At 71.9% G+C, this 15,973-nt stretch carries 16 protein-coding genes; 5 read left to right on the forward strand and 11 right to left on the reverse strand.

Features of this window, described 5'->3' with window-relative positions:
- Window positions 1–87 precede the first annotated feature (87 nt).
- The 3 genes from AC4BDD_RS07900 to AC4BDD_RS07910 form a co-directional block, all read right to left on the reverse strand.
- On the reverse strand, window positions 88–2,193 hold the full coding sequence (locus AC4BDD_RS07900; protein WP_490690252.1) for a putative bifunctional diguanylate cyclase/phosphodiesterase: 2,106 nt from the start codon (window positions 2,191–2,193) through the stop codon (window positions 88–90).
- A 320-nt stretch (window positions 2,194–2,513) separates the two neighbouring features.
- On the reverse strand, window positions 2,514–4,754 hold the full coding sequence (gene ligA / locus AC4BDD_RS07905; RefSeq protein ID WP_490690253.1) for an NAD-dependent DNA ligase LigA: 2,241 nt from the start codon (window positions 4,752–4,754) through the stop codon (window positions 2,514–2,516).
- 21 nt (window positions 4,755–4,775) lie between these two features.
- On the reverse strand, window positions 4,776–5,732 hold the full coding sequence (locus AC4BDD_RS07910; RefSeq protein ID WP_490691705.1) for a methionine synthase: 957 nt from the start codon (window positions 5,730–5,732) through the stop codon (window positions 4,776–4,778).
- A 186-nt stretch (window positions 5,733–5,918) separates the two neighbouring features.
- Between AC4BDD_RS07910 and AC4BDD_RS07915 the strand changes: the two genes are divergently transcribed.
- A complete protein-coding gene (locus AC4BDD_RS07915) occupies window positions 5,919–6,374 on the forward strand; it encodes a DUF3592 domain-containing protein (protein WP_490690254.1) in 456 nt (151 codons plus the stop codon).
- A gap of 39 nt (window positions 6,375–6,413) precedes the next feature.
- On the opposite strand, the gene AC4BDD_RS07920 is transcribed toward AC4BDD_RS07915, so the two are convergent.
- Genes AC4BDD_RS07920 through AC4BDD_RS07930 form a run of 3 tightly spaced genes read right to left on the reverse strand, consistent with a single transcriptional unit; the run spans window position 6,414 to window position 8,146 of the window.
- A complete protein-coding gene (locus AC4BDD_RS07920; RefSeq protein WP_490690255.1) occupies window positions 6,414–7,103 on the reverse strand; it encodes an SDR family oxidoreductase in 690 nt (229 codons plus the stop codon).
- A gap of 24 nt (window positions 7,104–7,127) precedes the next feature.
- Window positions 7,128–7,667, reverse strand: a complete 540-nt coding sequence (locus tag AC4BDD_RS07925) for an LOG family protein (protein WP_490690256.1) — start codon at window positions 7,665–7,667, stop codon at window positions 7,128–7,130.
- Entirely contained in the window at window positions 7,664–8,146 is a 483-nt protein-coding gene (locus tag AC4BDD_RS07930) for an ATP-binding protein (protein ID WP_490690257.1), read from the reverse strand. Before AC4BDD_RS07930 ends, AC4BDD_RS07925 begins: the two co-directional genes overlap by 4 nt.
- 240 nt (window positions 8,147–8,386) lie before the next feature.
- On the opposite strand from AC4BDD_RS07930, the gene AC4BDD_RS07935 reads away from it, so the two are divergent.
- Window positions 8,387–9,160, forward strand: coding sequence for a helix-turn-helix domain-containing protein (locus AC4BDD_RS07935; RefSeq protein ID WP_490690258.1), 774 nt, complete (start codon window positions 8,387–8,389; stop codon window positions 9,158–9,160).
- A gap of 8 nt (window positions 9,161–9,168) precedes the next feature.
- Window positions 9,169–9,369, forward strand: coding sequence for a DUF397 domain-containing protein (locus tag AC4BDD_RS07940; protein WP_490690259.1), 201 nt, complete (start codon window positions 9,169–9,171; stop codon window positions 9,367–9,369).
- 178 nt (window positions 9,370–9,547) lie between these two features.
- Here AC4BDD_RS07940 and AC4BDD_RS07945 read toward each other — a convergent pair whose 3' ends face one another.
- The gene (locus AC4BDD_RS07945; RefSeq protein ID WP_490690260.1) at window positions 9,548–10,123 is read right to left on the reverse strand and encodes a hypothetical protein; all 576 of its coding nucleotides are present in this window, start codon (window positions 10,121–10,123) and stop codon (window positions 9,548–9,550) included.
- Between the two features lie 237 nt (window positions 10,124–10,360).
- Window positions 10,361–11,521, reverse strand: a complete 1,161-nt coding sequence (mnmA, locus tag AC4BDD_RS07950) for a tRNA 2-thiouridine(34) synthase MnmA (protein WP_490690261.1) — start codon at window positions 11,519–11,521, stop codon at window positions 10,361–10,363.
- A gap of 208 nt (window positions 11,522–11,729) precedes the next feature.
- On the opposite strand from mnmA, the gene AC4BDD_RS07955 reads away from it, so the two are divergent.
- Window positions 11,730–12,389 (forward strand): flavin reductase family protein, encoded by a 660-nt coding sequence (locus AC4BDD_RS07955; RefSeq protein WP_490690262.1) that lies wholly within the window; start codon window positions 11,730–11,732, stop codon window positions 12,387–12,389.
- A gap of 3 nt (window positions 12,390–12,392) precedes the next feature.
- Here the strand turns inward: AC4BDD_RS07955 and AC4BDD_RS07960 are convergent, their stop codons facing one another.
- The gene (locus tag AC4BDD_RS07960; RefSeq protein WP_490690263.1) at window positions 12,393–13,562 is read right to left on the reverse strand and encodes a cysteine desulfurase family protein; all 1,170 of its coding nucleotides are present in this window, start codon (window positions 13,560–13,562) and stop codon (window positions 12,393–12,395) included.
- Between the two features lie 163 nt (window positions 13,563–13,725).
- Here AC4BDD_RS07960 and AC4BDD_RS07965 point away from each other — a divergent pair, with 163 nt between their 5' ends.
- Window positions 13,726–14,184 (forward strand): carboxymuconolactone decarboxylase family protein, encoded by a 459-nt coding sequence (locus AC4BDD_RS07965; protein WP_490690264.1) that lies wholly within the window; start codon window positions 13,726–13,728, stop codon window positions 14,182–14,184.
- 30 nt (window positions 14,185–14,214) lie between these two features.
- Here AC4BDD_RS07965 and AC4BDD_RS07970 read toward each other — a convergent pair whose 3' ends face one another.
- Window positions 14,215–14,889: a trimeric intracellular cation channel family protein gene (locus AC4BDD_RS07970; protein WP_490690265.1), complete on the reverse strand. Its 675-nt coding sequence runs from the start codon at window positions 14,887–14,889 to the stop codon at window positions 14,215–14,217.
- Between the two features lie 90 nt (window positions 14,890–14,979).
- Window positions 14,980–15,972: an ABC transporter ATP-binding protein gene (locus tag AC4BDD_RS07975; RefSeq protein ID WP_490691706.1), complete on the reverse strand. Its 993-nt coding sequence runs from the start codon at window positions 15,970–15,972 to the stop codon at window positions 14,980–14,982.
- Window position 15,973 lies beyond the last annotated feature (1 nt).

The following is a 15,973-nucleotide window of genomic DNA, read 5'->3' on the forward strand; positions in this document are numbered from 1 at the left end:
GGGTTCACTGCCCGAGGAGATGCCCCGGTGGCGCCCCCGACCCACCACCGGACAGCGCGTCCCCCACGCCGCCAGCAAAGGGCCGCGCTACGTCACCGGCTGATCCGCGACCGCCGGTTCGATCGCCGCAGGCGCCGCAGGCGCGCCCGGCAGCGGCCGCAGCGCCCCCTCGCCCCGCGCCCGCAACCACGCCGTCGTCTCCTCCGGCGGCATCGCCGCCGCCACCAGCCACCCCTGCACCGCATCGCACCCCAGGTCGCGCAGCCGCTCCCAGGTCTCGTCGTCCTCGACGCCCTCGGCAACCACACACAGCCCCAGCGAGTGCGCCAGATCGACCGTGCAGCGCACGATCTCCGCGTCCTGGGCGTCCACGGCCAGCCGGGCCACGAAGGACCGGTCGATCTTCAGCTCGCTGACCGGCAGCCGCCGCAGGTGGACCAGCGAGGAGTACCCCGTGCCGAAGTCGTCCAGCGACATCTTCACGCCGTGGCCGGTGAGCCCGGCCAGCGTGTCCGCGGCCCGCTGCGGGTCCTCCAGCAGCACGTGCTCGGTGATCTCCAGCTGGAGGGCGCCCGGCGGCACCCCGTGGCGGGCCAGCCGTCCGGCGACCGCGCCCGCGAAGCCGGGGGTGTGGACGTCGCGCGGGGAGACGTTGACCGCGACGGGCACCTCCAGTCCGTCCGCCCGCCACCGGGCGACCTGCCCGAGCGCGGTCTCCAGGACGTACTCGGTGAGCCGCGGCATCAGCCCGGAGCTCTCGGCTATGGCGATGAACTCGTCCGGGGGGACCCGGCCCCGGTCCGGGTGGACCCAGCGGACCAGCGCCTCCAGCCCGGCGACCTGGCCGTCGAAGCCGACTTTGGGCTGGTAGTGCAGCTCCACCTCGCCCGCGTCCAGGGCGCGCCGCAGATCGCCGAGGAGGCCGAGCCGGTCGGGGGTGTTGCCGTCGCGCCGCGCCTCGTAGACCTCGGCGCCGCTGCGGTCCCGCTTCGCCTGGTACATCGCGACGTCGGCGCGGCGCAGCAGCCCTTCGGCGTCCAGGGCGTGGTCGGGGTAGACGGCGACGCCGGCGCTGGCTTCCAGGACGAGGGTGAGGCCGTCCAGGTCGAGGGGGGAGCCGAGCGCGGAGATGAGGTTGCGGGCGACCCGCTGGGCGCTGGTGAGCGAGTCGGCGGTGGGCAGCAGCACCGCGAACTCGTCGCCGCCGAGCCGGGCGGCCTCCGCGCCGCGCGGCAGGGCGACGCGGAGCCGTTCGGCGATCTGGAGCAGCAGCCGGTCACCGGCCAGATGGCCGAGGGTGTCATTGACCGAGCGGAAGCGGTCGAGGTCGATCAGGACGAGGGCGGCGCGGGCCCCCGCCCGCTCCGCTTCGTCCAGGGCCGACCAGGTGCGGTCCAGCAGCCACTGGCGGTTGGGCAGGCCGGTCAGCGGGTCGCGCAGCTGCTCCTCGGCCCGGATGCGGGCGATCCACAGCGTGGAGTCGAGGGCGATCAGCGGCACCGCGAACAGCGGGAGCATCAGCGGCCGGTGGTCGGCGACGACCACGATGAGCGGGGCGATGCCCAGCAGCGCGATGCCGACCAGGGCCTGCCGGACCAGGGCGGAGCGGGCGACAGTGCGCAAGCTAGCGCCGGGCGGGGCGATGGCGCACCACAGCAGGGCGCGGGTGACCAGCAGATAGGTGAACGCCGACAGGGCCAGCTGGGGGGCGGCGGACAGCTCCCAGCCGTCGGGGTGCCAGGGGTTCTCCACGGAGGGGACGGTGCCACACGCGGCGAGGGTGAGCGCGGCGGCGCCGATGCCGAGGATGTCGACCGAGCCGTGCAGCAGCGCCGGCCGCCATCGGGTGCGGCGGGCTGCGCCGACCAGCACCACCACGGCCAGGCTGACCAGCACGGCCGGCATCCAGCCGAACAGCAGGAGGGTGGCGAGGGTTAACGCGGCGCCGGAGCCGGTACCGCCCCACCAGCGGTCGCGGCCCAGCGCGACCAGGTGGCCGACGATGATGCCGGTGAGCACGGCCAGTGACCATCCGACGGTGCCGGCGGGGAAGAGCGCGTGGCCGGCATCGTGCACTCGGAAGACGCCGATGGTGACGGCGAGCACCGACAGCGCGAGGGCTGCGGAGGGCAGGATCGGCTGCACCGCACCGCGCAGTCGGGACGCCGGGGCGGCGCTGTCGGTCGGTTCCATACCCGTCCCTCTCACAGCCGGCGGTGCCCGCACCATGGCAGGCGCACTCCTCAACAGTAGGCGGCCGATGGCGATGACGGGCGGCGATCGGCAGCGGTTGCCCGAATGCCACCCGACCATCCATAACCATCTGGTATGCGCTGTAAGGGTGATGCCCGCTGGCTATGCCCGGAACTACCCCCGGCCGGATATGGCCGGTCTCGTCTGCTCTGCGCGGTGCGGCCGGTGACGGCGCGTCACCTCGGAGTCGATCGGCGCGCGGGCACCGGGAGAACCCCGGGGGATTCCCCGGACGCCCGCGCGGCCGATCGGGTGAGGCGCTACTCCGTTGGGGTGAGGGCGACTTCGCGCGCGGCGTCGGGCCCCTGCTCGAGCAGGACGGCGAATCCGGCGTCGTCGAGCACCGGCACCTTCAGCTGCATCGCCTTGTCGTACTTGGAACCCGGGTTGTCGCCGACGACAACAAATCCGGTCTTCTTCGAGACGGAACCGGTGACTTTTGCGCCACGGCTCTGCAGGGCGTCCTTGGCGCCGTCCCTCGTATACGACTGGAGGGTGCCGGTCACCACGACCGTCAGCCCTTCCAGCGGGCGCGGGCCTTCCTCCTCGCCGCCCTCCTCCTCCATCCGGACTCCGGCGGCCCGCCACTTCTCGATGATCTGGCGGTGCCACTCCTCGGCGAACCACTGCTTCACCGAGGCGGCGATGGTCGGCCCCACGCCCTCGACGGCGGCCAGCTCCGCCTCGTCCGCCTCGGCGATGCGGTCGATGGAGCGGAACTCGCGGGCGAGCGCGTCGGCGGCCACCGGCCCCACGTGGCGGATCGACAGCCCGGTGATGATCCGGGCCAGTGGGCGCTCCTTGGCGGCCTCGATGTTCGCCAGCATCGCGAGGGTGTTCTTCTTGGGCTCGCCCTTCTGGTTGGCGAAGAAGGTGACGATCTTCTCCTCGCCGGTCTTCGGGTCGCGCTTGGGCAGGCCGCTGTCCGGGTCGAGGACGTAACTGCGGATGGGCAGCAGCTCCTCGACGGTCAGGTCGAACAGGTCGCCCTCGTCCCGCAGCGGCGGGGATGGGGGTGCCCCCTGCTCGAGCGGAGCCGAGAGCTCGGGGGAGGGCTCCAGCGGCTGGGTGAGGGCGGCGGCCGCGACATAGCCGAAGTTCTCGATGTCCAGGCATCTGCGGCCGACGAGGTAGAAGATCCGCTCCCGCAGCTGGGCCGGGCAGGAGCGGGCGTTCGGGCAGCGCAGGTCGACGTCGCCCTCCTTCATCGGCTGGAGCGCGCTGTCGCACTCCGGGCACTGCGCGGGCATCACGAACTCCCGCTCGGTGCCGTCCCGCAGATCGACGACCGGGCCCAGGATCTCCGGGATGACGTCACCGGCCTTGCGCAGCACCACGGTGTCGCCGATCAGCACGCCCTTGGCCTTGACCACGTCCTGGTTGTGCAGGGTGGCGAACTCGACCTCGGAGCCGGCGACGGTGACCGGCTCGACCACGGCGTAGGGGGTGACACGGCCGGTGCGGCCGACCCCGACCCGGATGTCGACGAGCTTGGTGTTGACCTCCTCGGGCGGGTACTTCCAGGCGATCGCCCAGCGCGGGGCGCGCGAGGTGGAGCCCAGCCGGCCCTGGAGCGGGATCTCGTCGAGCTTGACGACGACGCCGTCGATCTCGTGCTCCACCGAGTGCCGGGTGTCGGTGTCGCCGTAGTGCGCGATGTACGCCCGCACGTCCTCGATCGAGTCGACGACCTTGGCGTGCGCGGCGGTCGGCAGGCCCCACTCGCGCAGCAGCTCGTACGCCTGCGACTGGCGGTCGATGTGGAAGCCCTCGCGGGCGCCGACGCCGTGCACCACCATGTGCAGCGGCCGGGAGGCGGTGACCTTGGGGTCCTTCTGGCGCAGCGAACCGGCGGCGGCGTTCCGCGGGTTGGCGAAGGGGGGCTTGCCGGCCTCCACCAGGCGGGCGTTGAGCTCGTCGAACCGCTCGCGGGGGAAGTACACCTCGCCGCGGACCTCCACCAGCTCCGGCACCCGGTCGCCGGCCAGCCGGTCCGGGATCTCGGCGATGGTGCGGACGTTGGGGGTGATGTCCTCGCCGGTGCGGCCGTCGCCGCGGGTCGCGGCGCGGGTCAGCCGGCCGTGCTCGTAGGTGAGGTTGACCGCGAGGCCGTCGACCTTCAGCTCGCACAGGAAGTGGTAGGAACCGCCGCCCGCGGCCGGCGCGCCCAGCTCCCGGCCGATGCGCTCGGCCCAGGCCGCCAGCTCGTCGTCCTCGAAGGCGTTGTCCAGCGAGAGCATCCGCTCGCGGTGCTCGACCGCGGTGAACTCCGTCTCGTACGCCCCCGCGACCTTCTGGGTGGGCGAGTCGGGGGTGCGCAGCTCGGGGTGCTCTTCCTCCAGCGCCTCCAGCTCGCGCAGCAGCTTGTCGAAGGCCGCGTCGCTGATGACCGGGGCGTCCTTGACGTAGTACCGGAAGCGGTGCTCCTCGATCTGCTCAGCGAGCTGGGCGTGCTTCTCCCGTGCCTCGGCGGGCACCGCCGACTGCTGTTCGCCAGCCACCGTTCGTCCTTCCGTCTTCCGTCACTCAGGGTTGTCCGCGAGTGATCTCGCAGCCCGGACGCAGTGGGCCAGCGCGGCGCGCGCGTACCCGGGGGATGCGCCCGCCAGCCCGCAGGCGGGGGTGACCACCACGGACTCCGCGAGGGTCCCCGGCGACAGCCCCAGCCTGCGCCACAGCGTCCTGACACCCATGACGCTACCGGCAGGGTCTGACAACGGGCCGTCGGTTGTGGGCACGGCGCCGACGAAGAGCGTGGTCCCGGCCTCGACGGCCTCACCGATCGTCTCCTCCTCACGCTCGGTGAGCAGCGACAGGTCGAAGGAGACGGCGCTCGCCCCGGCCCGCCGCAGCAGCGCGAAGGGCACGGCGGGGGCGCAGGAGTGCACCACCACCGGCGCCTCCCCGGCCACGGACATCACCTCGCGCAGGGCGCCCTCGACGACGCCCCGGTCCACCGCCCGGTGGGTGCGGTAGCCGCTGGCGGTGCGGATCCGGCCGGTGAGCACCGCGGTCAGGGACGGCTCGTCGAGCTGGAGCACCAGCTCGGCGCCGGGCACCCGGCGGCGCACCTCGGCGAGGTGCGCGCGCAGCCCCTCGGCGAGCGATCCGGCCAGGTCCCGGCAGGCGCCCGGGTCGCTGATCGCGGCCTCGCCGCCGCGGAGTTCCAGGGCCGCGGCCAGCGTCCACGGCCCGACCGCGGACACCTTGAGCGCCCCCGTGTACCCCTGGGTGAACTCCTCCAGGGCGTCGAGGTCTTCGACCATCCAGGAGCGGGCCCGTTTGGTGTCCCGTCCGGGCCGGTCGCTGACCCGCCAGCCGCTGGGCTCCACATGGGCGTACAGCTCGACCAGCAGGCCGGTGGTCCGCCCGATCATGTCCGCGCCGGGTCCGCGCCCGGGAAGCTCCGGCAGGTACGGCAGCGTCTCCAGCGACCCGGTGACGGTCTTCGCCGCCTCCCGCGCGTCTCCGCCCGGCATCGACCCGATCCCGGTCGCCGCCCCCGGGCCCCAGCCGTGTCTCTTCTTCTCGCTCACCTGAGCAAGGTTACGAGCCGATGGGCCGCGAAGCGGAACCCGCACCCCGAGAATGCCGTCTTGACCTGCGGTTCGTCCCGCCGCACCGGTGCCGTCCCCGGCGCCCCGCGTGGCCCGAAGGAGGTCCTTGTGTTCGCCACCACCGTGTTTCTCGCCGTGCCCGCCCTCATGGGCTGCGCCGTGCTGTACGGCATGGCCCGCACGGCGCGGAAGGTGCGCCGGATCCTGGCGATCTGGCGGTCCGGGCACACCGCCGAGGCGATGGTGGTGCGGAAGTTCACCAAGGTGCACGGCAGCGGAGAGCGCACCTCCACGACCCTGCACCATGTGTACGAGTTCACCGGCCCCGAGGGGCGGCCGGTGCGGTTCGAGGAGGCGGGCGGACCGGTGAGCCGGGTGCAGGGCGATGTCCTCGTCGCGCACTACCACCCCGCCGACCCGCAGGCGGCGACGGTGCGCGCCCCGGGCGACTCGCGGATGCTGCGGGTGGCGGTGGGTCAGCTGGCCTTCCTCAGCGTCGTCCTGGTCTTCGTCGCCGCCTTCGCGTTCTTCGCCTTCGACTATGTCGCGACCGTGCAGTGCTGACCCGGCCGGAGCGGCCGGGTCAGCGGGTGTCCGACCAGGTCAGCCCTGAGGCCGTACCGACAGGTCCGTGATCTCCGCGTCGCGCGGCAGGTCGAGTGCGGTGAGGATGGTGGTGGCCACCGACTCCGGCGCGATCCAGCGCTCCGGGTCGTACTCCCTGCCCTCCTGCTGGTGCACCTTCTGCTGCATCGGCGTCGCCGTCCGCCCGGGGTAGACGGAGGTGACACGCACGCCGTTGCCCGCCTCCTCCGCGCGCAGCGCCTCGGCCAGCGCGCGCAGACCGTGCTTGGTCGCCGCGTACGCGCCCCACTGGGCGTTGGCCCGGAACCCGGCGCCGGAGTTGACGAAGAGCACATGCCCGCGCGCCGCGCGCAGCTGGGGCAGCAGCAGCCGGGTCAGCTCGGCGGGCGCGACCAGGTTGGCGGCCAGCTGCTGGTTCCACACCTTGGGGGTCAGCTCACCGATCGCGCCGAGCTCGATCACTCCCGCGATGTGCAGCAGCGAGTCCACCCGGTCGGGCAGCTGCTGGTGGCTGAGCGCCCAGGAGAGCCGCTCCGGCTCGCCGAGGTCCCCGACGATGGTCTTCGCACCCGGGAATTGTTCCGCCAGCTCCTTGGCCCGGCCGGCGTCCCGCGCCAGCAGCCACAACTCCTCGCCCCGCTCGGCCAGCCGCTCCGCGACGGCCGTCCCGATGCCGGAACCCGCCCCGGTGATCACATGTGTACCCATGGCCCCATAGGTACCACGCACCCCTCAGCGGACGCCGTGGCTCTCCTCCAGATACGCCATCGCACCGACCCCGTCCTCCGCGAAGAAGACCAGCTCGGTCAGCGGCACGGGAAGGAACCCTTCCTTCTCCATCCGCTGGAACTGCTCCTTGAGGCCGTCGTAGAAACCGGCCGCGTTGAGCAGGACCACCGGCTTGGCGTGCAGGTTGTGCTTCTTCAGCTCCAGGATCTCGGTCGCCTCGTCCAGCGTCCCGGTCCCGCCCACCATGATCACGATAGCGTCGGAACGGGCCAGCATCTCCGCCTTGCGCTCGGCGAGGTCCCCTGTGACCACCATCTCGTCGGCGTCCTCGCGGGCCTTGTCCTGGAGGAACTCCACGGACACCCCGACCAGCCGCCCGCCGCTCTCCCGGACCCCGTCCGCCATGACCTTCATCAGCCCGACGTCGGACCCGCCCCAGACGAGGGTGTGACCGCCCCGACCGATCAGCCCGGCGAATTCGCGGGCGGGAACGGTGTAACGATCATCGAGGTCAGCGGCGGAGCAGAAGACGCAGATGTTCATACGGGTACGGTAGCGGCCGCGCCGGGTGGCTGCGGCGGCTTGCCCGCCCCCAGCTCGAACCAGACGGTCTTGCCGCCGACCCCGAAGGGGTCCTCCCCGATCGCCAGCCCACCCCACCGGTCGGCGACCACGTCCAGGATGTAGAGCCCCCGCCCCCGCTCGCACTCCCCGTCGACGGCCTCCGTGCGGAACGCCAGCGGATCGGGCAGCTCCGAGCAGGTGTCCCACACGCTGACCCGGAGGACCGGCGACCACCAGGCGATTCGCACCCCGGCGGGGCCGTCGGCGTAGCGCACGGCGTTGGTGGCCAGCTCCGAGGCGAGCAGTTCGGCGCGCATGGTCAGCTCCGGGAGGCCATGGGCGTCGAGCACGGCCCGCAGGGTGGTCCTGGCGATCCCCGGCCCGCGCGGGTCACGCGGGATGCGGATCTCGTACTCCCAGGGCTCGTCGAACGGCGTCGGTGCGAGGTCTTCGGGCATGAGGGTGCCTCCGTGGGTTCGCCCGTTGGTGAGTGGCGCGCCTCACACCGTAAGCCTGACTAGCTAACCCGTGATACGGCTTTCGCTCGAACGGGTGAAGACGGATTTTTGAGCGGACCTTCGGGCTTGAGAACGGCAAACTGGCGGCAGTAAAGGGAGGTTGAGATGGCGAAAACAGGGCCGACTGTCCGGCAGCGCCGATTGGGTGCCGAGCTGCGACGGCTTCGAGAGGAAGCCGGGATGTCCGCACCGACGGCGGGTGGGCTCCTCGGCACGGATCGCACGATGATCTCCAACATCGAGAGCGGACGCTTCGGTGTCAGCGAGGAGCGCGTACGCCGCTTGGCGGCCATCTACCAATGCGACGACGACGCCCTCATCGACGCCTTGGCCCGGATGACCGAACGTCGACGGAAGCCCTGGTGGGAGGAGTACCGGGGCAAGATCCCGCCAGGCTTCCTGGACGTCTCGGAGATCGAGCACGACGCTCTGCGTCTGCGCACCGTCCAGACTGCGCATGTGCCCGGCTTGCTCCAGATCGAGGAGCACGCCCGCGCCCTCTTCGACCTCATCGTGCCTGCGCTGCCGCGCCTTGAGGTGGAACTACGCGTCGCACACCGCATGGCCCGCCGGGCGGTCATCACCAGGGACAAAGCGGCGCCGTTTATGGCGCTGATCCAAGAGGCCGCGCTGCGTATGCAGTTCGGTGGCCGTGAAGTGGCTCGCGCGCAACTGGCGCACCTGCTGGATTCAAGCGAACGCGACAACGTCACTATCCGCGTCATCCCGTTCGCGGCAGGCGGCTTTCCGATGGCCGGTGAGTCCGTCCTGTACGCCGAGGCGCTGAACCCGCGCTTGGACACGGTGCACATGGACTCGCCGACAGGCGCGGTCTTCATCGACTCCCCGACGCAACTTGCCCATTTCCGCAAGCGACTCGGCGCGATCGAGAAGGTAGCGTTGGCGCCGAAGGAGTCGAGGGACTTCATCCGCGCAATCGCCAAAGACGTGTGAGAGGTGCCATGCCCGAGCCGACCTGGACTAAGTCGTCGTTCTCCGAGGATGGCGGCAACGCCTGCGTGGAAGTGGCCAGCACGGGCGACAGCCGGATCGCGCTTCGGGAGAGCGACATCCCCGGCACCGTCATGACCACCCGCCCCGCCGCGCTGCGCGCCTTCCTGCACGCCGCGAAGGCGGGACGGCTGGACGACCTGCCCGCCTAGGGGTGGCGAGGCCGAAGGCCAGTCCTCCGGCGATGAACCAGGGGTTCCAAGGGCCCGTTCCCTCCCGTTCGCGTTTCACCGCCGGCCCTCAAGGGCATCGCGCCTGTCAGCGCACGGGCCGTCCGCTTCCTGCGGTAGCACGATGAACGCGGTTCCCTTGGTCAGGCCCTTGGGCTGATCAGAAGGCGTTCGTCTTGTAGACGGACCGGATCGTGCACTTCCCGACCAGGGTCTTCATGTCGTTGTCATAGCTCGTGACGGTGGTCTTGACCCGGCCGCTCTCGGTCTTGCCCGGGGCCAGGTCCCTGACCGAGTAGCTGGTGCTGCCCAGCACCTTCTCGTCCGACTTCCGCACGAACTGGACGGTGCCGTTGTAGTCCGCGTCACGGCGGGCGTTTCCGTTGGTGATGGAGTAGCTGAAGATCACGTTCCCCTCGCTCTCGCTGTCCCGCCTGATCTGACACCGGGTGAGCATGAAGTCCTGCTTGCCCTCGGTCACACCCGGCTCCGGGGTCGGGCTCGCAGGGCGGTTGTTCCTGCCGTCCGGGGTGTACGTGCTGCCGGACGAGCCCCGGCTGCCGCCGCTGGTCAGTCCGCCGTCACTCCGCCCGCCGTTGCTCAGCCCGCCGTTGCTCATTCCGCTGCTGGTGCCGCCGCCGTTGCCGCCCGAGGTGAATCCCCCGCCCTTGTCGGACGATCGGGAGCCGGAGTGGCTGGAGCCGCCGCACCCGCGGGCTCCGGTTGCGGTGATCACGACCAGAACGCATGCGGCCAGGGCGCGGGCATGGCGGAGCTTCACGTTTCAACCCCCGTTGAATCCTCGGATGACGAGCCAGGCAGAAAGGCCGAGTTGGCTACTTGACAGGCGCGCGTCACCCTAACACCCCTGGAACTCGGAGCCGCGCGGCAAGATCAATAACTCGTGGGGTGGCCTGGTGATCGTCGCCCTGACCCCACTGCCGCGAGTGCTCGACACCTCGGCGCTCTACACCTACTGAGCGGCAGCCGCCCGCGCCCGCTCCGTGGTGGCGATGGTCGCCGAGCCGACGACGCGGGTGCCGTCGTAGAGCACGATCGCCTGGCCGGGGGCCACCCCGCGCACCGGCTCGGCGAAGGAGACCCGCAGCTCGGAGCCGTCGACCAGTTCGGCGCTCACCGTCGTCTCGCCGCCGTGGGCGCGGAGCTGGGCGGTGTACGTGCCGGGGCCCGCCGGGGGCACACCGCACCAGCGGGGCTTGATGGCGGTCAGCGCGGTGACGTCCAGGGACGACTTGGGGCCGACCGTGACGGTGTTGTTCACCGGGGAGATGTCCAGCACATAGCGCGGCTTGCCGTCCGCCGCCGGGACGCCCAGCCGCAGCCCCTTGCGCTGCCCGATCGTGTACCCGAACGCGCCGTCGTGGGTGCCCAGCTTCCGCCCGTCCTCGTCGACGATGTCGCCCTCCGCCTTGCCCAGGCGGGAGGCGAGGAAGCCCTGGGTGTCGCCGTCGGCGATGAAGCAGATGTCGTGGCTGTCCGGCTTCTTCGCGACCGCCAGGCCGCGCCGCTCCGCCTCGGCGCGGATCTCGTCCTTGGTGGTGAGGGTGTCGCCGAGCGGGAACATCGCGTGCGCGAGCTGCCGCTCGTCGAGCACGCCGAGGACGTAGGACTGGTCCTTGGCCGCGTCGCTGGCGCGGTGCAGCTCGCGGGTGCCGTCCTCGCGGGTGACGATCGTGGCGTAGTGGCCGGTGCACACCGCGTCGAAGCCGAGGGCGAGCGCCTTGTCCAGCAGCGCCGCGAACTTGATCTTCTCGTTGCAGCGCAGGCACGGGTTGGGGGTGCGGCCCGCCTCGTACTCCGCGATGAAGTCCTCGACGACGTCCTCGCGGAAGCGCTCGGCGAGGTCCCACACATAGAAGGGGATGCCGATGACGTCGGCGGCGCGGCGGGCGTCGCGGGAGTCCTCGATGGTGCAGCAGCCGCGCGCGCCGGTGCGGAAGGACTGGGGGTTGGCGGAGAGCGCCAGATGCACCCCGGTCACCTCGTGCCCGGCCTCGGCGGCGCGGGCCGCCGCGACGGCGGAGTCGACGCCGCCGGACATGGCGGCCAGGACGCGCAGGCGACGGCCGTCGCGGGGGGCGTGCGGATCGGGTGCGCCGGGGAAGTCAGTCATAACCCCTCCAGGGTACGGGGCGACAGCGGACGGCCGCGCACCGCTTTTGCCGAAGATCGCGGGGTGCCGAAGATCGCGGGCAGGCGGAACGCGATGTCCGATCGCCGCCGGAAGTGATCGCGCCGGTCGCGCAGGGTGGGATGCGGCTCCCGGCCCGGCCGGCGCGAGCCATCCGGTCCCGTCCGTCCCGCGAAAGGTGATCCCTCCCATGCACGTGGTCCCCGGACTCAAGGTGCTGTACTTCGGAACACCGGTGGTCCTGATCAGCTCGCTCAACGAGGACGGCACCGCGAACCTCATGCCGATGTCCTCGGCCTGGTGGCTGGGCCAGTCCTGCATGCTCGGTGTCGGCGGAAGCAGCCAGACGCATGCGAATCTGCTCCGCGAGCGCGAGTGCGTGCTCAATCTGCCGTCCTCGGCGATGGCCGACGCGGTGGACCGGATCGCGCTCACCACCGGCAGGCGGGACGAGGAGATCTCCGAGTACCGGCGGAAGCAGGGCTACCGTCATGAGCCGGACAAGTTCGCCCTCGGGCGGCTGACCAGGCAGGCGTCGGAGCTGGTCAAGGCGCCACGTGTCGCGGAGTGCCCGATTCAGCTGGAGTGCAGGGTCGTCACGGCGCACCCCTTCCGGGATCCCGGCCTCGACGCGTACGCCATCGAGGTGGAGGTGGTGCGCGCCCATGTCGAGGAGGAACTGGTCATCCCCGGCACCGCTTACGTGGACCCGCTCGGCTGGGACCCGCTGATCATGAAGTTCTGCGAGTTCTTCGGTGGCGGGAGCAATGCGCACCCCTCGCGGCTGGCCGAGGGGTGGCAGATGCCGCACCAGCGGTCGCTGCCGGCGCGGACCTCCGTCGTCAGCTGAGCGTCAGCTGAGACCGGCGCCGCGGGCCCGCTCCACCGCCGGGCCGATCGCCTCGGCCACCGCGTCCACGTCGGCCTTGGTGGAGGTGTGCCCGAGGGAGAAGCGCAGGGTGCCGCGGGCCAGGTCGGGATCGGTGCCGGTGGCCAGGACGACGTGGCTGGGCTGGGCCACGCCCGCGGTGCACGCCGAGCCGGTGGAGCACTCGATGCCCTGCGCGTCCAGCAGGAGCAGCAGCGAATCGCCCTCGCAGCCGGGGAAGGAGAAGTGCGCGTTGGCCGGGAGCCGGCCGGCCGGGTCCGGGTCGCCGCCGAGCACGGCGTCCGGCACGGCCGTGGTGACGGCCCGGATCAGGTCGTCGCGCAGCGCGCCGACCTCGCGGGCGAACTCCTCGCGGCGGGCGGCGGCCAGCTCGCCGGCGACCGCGAAGGCGGCGATGGCCGGGGCGTCGAGCGTGCCGGAGCGCACCTGGCGCTCCTGGCCGCCGCCGTGCAGCAGCGGGACGGGGGCGTACTCGCGGCCCAGCAGCAGCGCGCCGATGCCGTACGGGCCGCCGATCTTGTGCCCGCTGACCGTCATCGCGGCGAGCCCGGAGGCGGCGAAGTCGACATCGAGCTGGCCGAACGCCTGCACCGCGTCGGCGTGCAGCGGGACTCCGAACTCGGCGGCGGTGGCGGCCAGTTCATGGACCGGCATGACCGTACCGATCTCGTTGTTCGCCCACATGACGGTGGCCAGGGCGACGTCGGAGGGGTCGCGGGCGATGGCCTCGCGCAGCGCCTCGGCGGAGACCCGGCCGTACCGGTCGACCGGGAGCCAGTCGATATTGGCGCCCTCGTGGTCGGCGAGCCAGTGCACCGCGTCCAGCACCGCGTGGTGCTCGACGGGGCTGACCAGGACCCGGGTACGGGCCGGGTCGGCGTCCCGGCGGGCCCAGAACAGGCCCTTGACGGCGAGGTTGTCGGCCTCGGTGCCGCCGGCGGTGAAGACCACCTCGCTGGGGCGGGCGCCGAGCGCGGCGGCCAGCGTTTCCCTGCCTTCCTCGACGGTGCGCCGGGCGCGGCGGCCGGCTGCGTGCAGCGAGGAGGCGTTGCCGACGGCGGTGAGCTGGGCGGTCATAGCCCGCACCGCCTCGGTGAGCATCGGGGTGGTGGCGGCGTGGTCGAGGTATGCCATGGTGTGACGATTCTACGAGCCGGGGCGGGGGCGTGTTGCGGGCGCGTCGGCGCACCCCCGCGCACACGTTCGGACGAGGCAGGGCCACCGCTCGGTGAACGCTGGGCCGCCGTCCGGCCCGGTGCTCGCGCGGGAGCGCGCTTTGGCCCTTACGGTCACGATCATGAGCGATGAGGTGGATGAGTCCGGCGAGCGGGGCGAGACCCGGGACGAGCGGTTCCGGCGGGGCATGCGGGTGCTGACGGAGATCGACGGCGAGGCCGGACAGCGGGTCATCGAGTCACTCGCCGGGATCTCCCCGGAGCTGGGGCACCAGATCGTGGCCTGGGGCTTCGGCGAGATGTACGCCCGCCCGGAGCTGGCACCGCGCGACCGGCAGTTGGTGACCCTGGGCATGCTCACGGCGCTGGGCGGCTGCGAGTCGCAGCTGGAGGTGCACGTGGGCGCGGCGCTCAATGTGGGGCTGAGCCCGGCGGAGATCGTGGAGGCGCTGCTGCACTCGGCGGGCTACTGCGGCTTTCCGCGGGCGATCAACGCGACGATGGTGGCGCGGAGGGTTTTTGTTGCGCGGGGGCTCGTGCCGCTGGGGGAGGGCGCGCCGGAGCCGGTGGACCCGATGTAGTTCCCGGGGCTCCGCCCCGGACCCCGCTCCTCAAACGCCGGAGGGGCTGGAATCCTCGGTCGCAGTGCTGCGGCGGTGCCAGGCCCTCGGTGCGCGCCAGCCGAAGCGCATGGCCATCAGCCGCAGCAGGAAGGCGACCGCCGCGGCCAGTGCGCTGGTGGTCGCGTTCAGCTGGTCGAAGCGGATGAGGAGTGCGGCGATCGTGGCCCCGACCATGGCCGGGACGGCGTAGAGGTCGCGGTCCCAGCGGAGCAGCGAGGGGACCTCGTGGGCCAGTACGTCGCGGAGCACACCGCCGCCGACCGCCGTGGCCAGGCCGAGCGTGGCCGACGCGGTGAGGCCGAGCCCGTAGTCGTGCGCCTTGGTGGTGCCGGTGACGCAGAACAGCCCCAGCCCGGCGGCGTCGAAGACCCCGACCGCCTTGGTGATCCGCTCGACCTCGGGGTGAAGGAAGAAGACGATCAGGGTGGCGAAGAGCGGGGTGACGAAGTAGCCCAGATCGGTGAAGGCGGTGGGCGGCACGTCGCCGATCATCAGGTCCCGGAACAGCCCGCCGCCCAGCGCGGTCACCTCGGCGAGCACCGCCATCCCGAAGACGTCGAAGTTCTTGCGGACGGCGAGGAGCGCGCCGGAGATCGCGAAGACGAAGATTCCGGCGATGTCGAGCGAGTGCTGGACGGAGGGGCTGAACAGGTCGGTGAGCACGCGACATTCTTACCTGTCGCGCACATGATCTCCGCACGTCGTCCGGGCGGGTGATCCGGGCGGGCCCGGTGGGGGCCCGCCCGGAGATCATCACTTCGCGGCGGGCGCGCTCTCGGCGGCGTCCTCCGGGTGGTGGCAGGCGGCCTGGTGGCCCGGGGCCAGCTCCACCAGCGGCGGGGCCTGGGTCTTGCAGACCTCCGTCGCCTTCCAGCAGCGGGTGTGGAAGCGGCAGCCGGGCGGCGGCGCGATCGGCGAGGGCACGTCGCCCTTGAGCAGGATCCGCTCCCGCTTGCCGCGCCGCTTGGGGTCCGGCACCGGCACCGCGGAGAGCAGTGCCTTGGTGTAGGGGTGGCGCGGGTTGTCGTAGAGCGAGGCGCGGTCGGCCAGCTCTACGATCTTGCCGAGGTACATCACCGCGATGCGGTCCGAGACGTGCCGGATGACCGACAGGTCGTGCGCGATGATCACATAGGTCAGGCCCAGCTCGTCCTGGAGGTCGTCGAGCAGGTTGACCACCTGCGCCTGGATCGACACGTCCAGCGCCGAGACCGGCTCGTCGGCGACGACCAGCTTCGGCTTCAGAGCCAGTGCGCGGGCGATGCCGATGCGCTGCCGCTGACCGCCGGAGAACTCGTGCGGGTAGCGGTTGTAGTGCTCGGGGTTGAGGCCGACCAGCGACAGCAGCCGCTGCACCTCGGCCTTGATCCCGCCTTCCGGGGTGACCCCTTGCAGCCGGAAGGGCGCGCCGACGATGGTGCCGACGGTGTGCCGCGGGTTCAGCGAGGAGTACGGGTCCTGGAAGATCATCTGGATGTCGCGGCGCATCGGGCGCATCGCGGCGGTGCCCAGGTGGGTGATGTCCCGGCCCTCGAACTCGATCGTGCCGCCGGTGGGTTCCAGCAGCCGGGTGATCAGCCGGCCCATGGTCGACTTGCCGCAGCCGGACTCGCCGACCACGCCCAGGGTCTCCCCCGGGCGGACGTCGAAGTCCAGCCCGTCGACCGCCTGGACCGCGCCCTTCTGCCGCTGGAGCAGCCCCTGCTTGATCGGGAAGTGCTTGACCAGGCCGGTGACCTTGAGCAGC

The sequence above is a fragment of the Streptomyces sp. JLBT605 genome (assembly GCF_058215555.1).

Excerpts from the sequence above, each read along its gene's own strand:
- AC4BDD_RS07900 (WP_490690252.1), bottom strand. The coding sequence starts at position 2,193 with ATGGAACCGACCGACAGCGCCGCCCCGGCGTCCCGACTGCGCGGTGCG.
- AC4BDD_RS07910 (WP_490691705.1), bottom strand. The coding sequence starts at position 5,732 with ATGCCGGGCGGAGACGCGCGGGAGGCGGCGAAGACCGTCACCGGGTCG.
- AC4BDD_RS07920 (WP_490690255.1), bottom strand. The coding sequence starts at position 7,103 with ATGGGTACACATGTGATCACCGGGGCGGGTTCCGGCATCGGGACGGCC.
- AC4BDD_RS07925 (WP_490690256.1), bottom strand. The coding sequence starts at position 7,667 with ATGAACATCTGCGTCTTCTGCTCCGCCGCTGACCTCGATGATCGTTAC.
- AC4BDD_RS07930 (WP_490690257.1), bottom strand. The coding sequence starts at position 8,146 with ATGCCCGAAGACCTCGCACCGACGCCGTTCGACGAGCCCTGGGAGTAC.
- AC4BDD_RS07935 (WP_490690258.1), top strand. The coding sequence starts at position 8,387 with ATGTCCGCACCGACGGCGGGTGGGCTCCTCGGCACGGATCGCACGATG.
- AC4BDD_RS07940 (WP_490690259.1), top strand. The coding sequence starts at position 9,169 with ATGCCCGAGCCGACCTGGACTAAGTCGTCGTTCTCCGAGGATGGCGGC.
- mnmA (WP_490690261.1), bottom strand. The coding sequence starts at position 11,521 with ATGACTGACTTCCCCGGCGCACCCGATCCGCACGCCCCCCGCGACGGC.
- AC4BDD_RS07955 (WP_490690262.1), top strand. The coding sequence starts at position 11,730 with ATGCACGTGGTCCCCGGACTCAAGGTGCTGTACTTCGGAACACCGGTG.
- AC4BDD_RS07960 (WP_490690263.1), bottom strand. The coding sequence starts at position 13,562 with ATGGCATACCTCGACCACGCCGCCACCACCCCGATGCTCACCGAGGCG.
- AC4BDD_RS07965 (WP_490690264.1), top strand. The coding sequence starts at position 13,726 with ATGAGCGATGAGGTGGATGAGTCCGGCGAGCGGGGCGAGACCCGGGAC.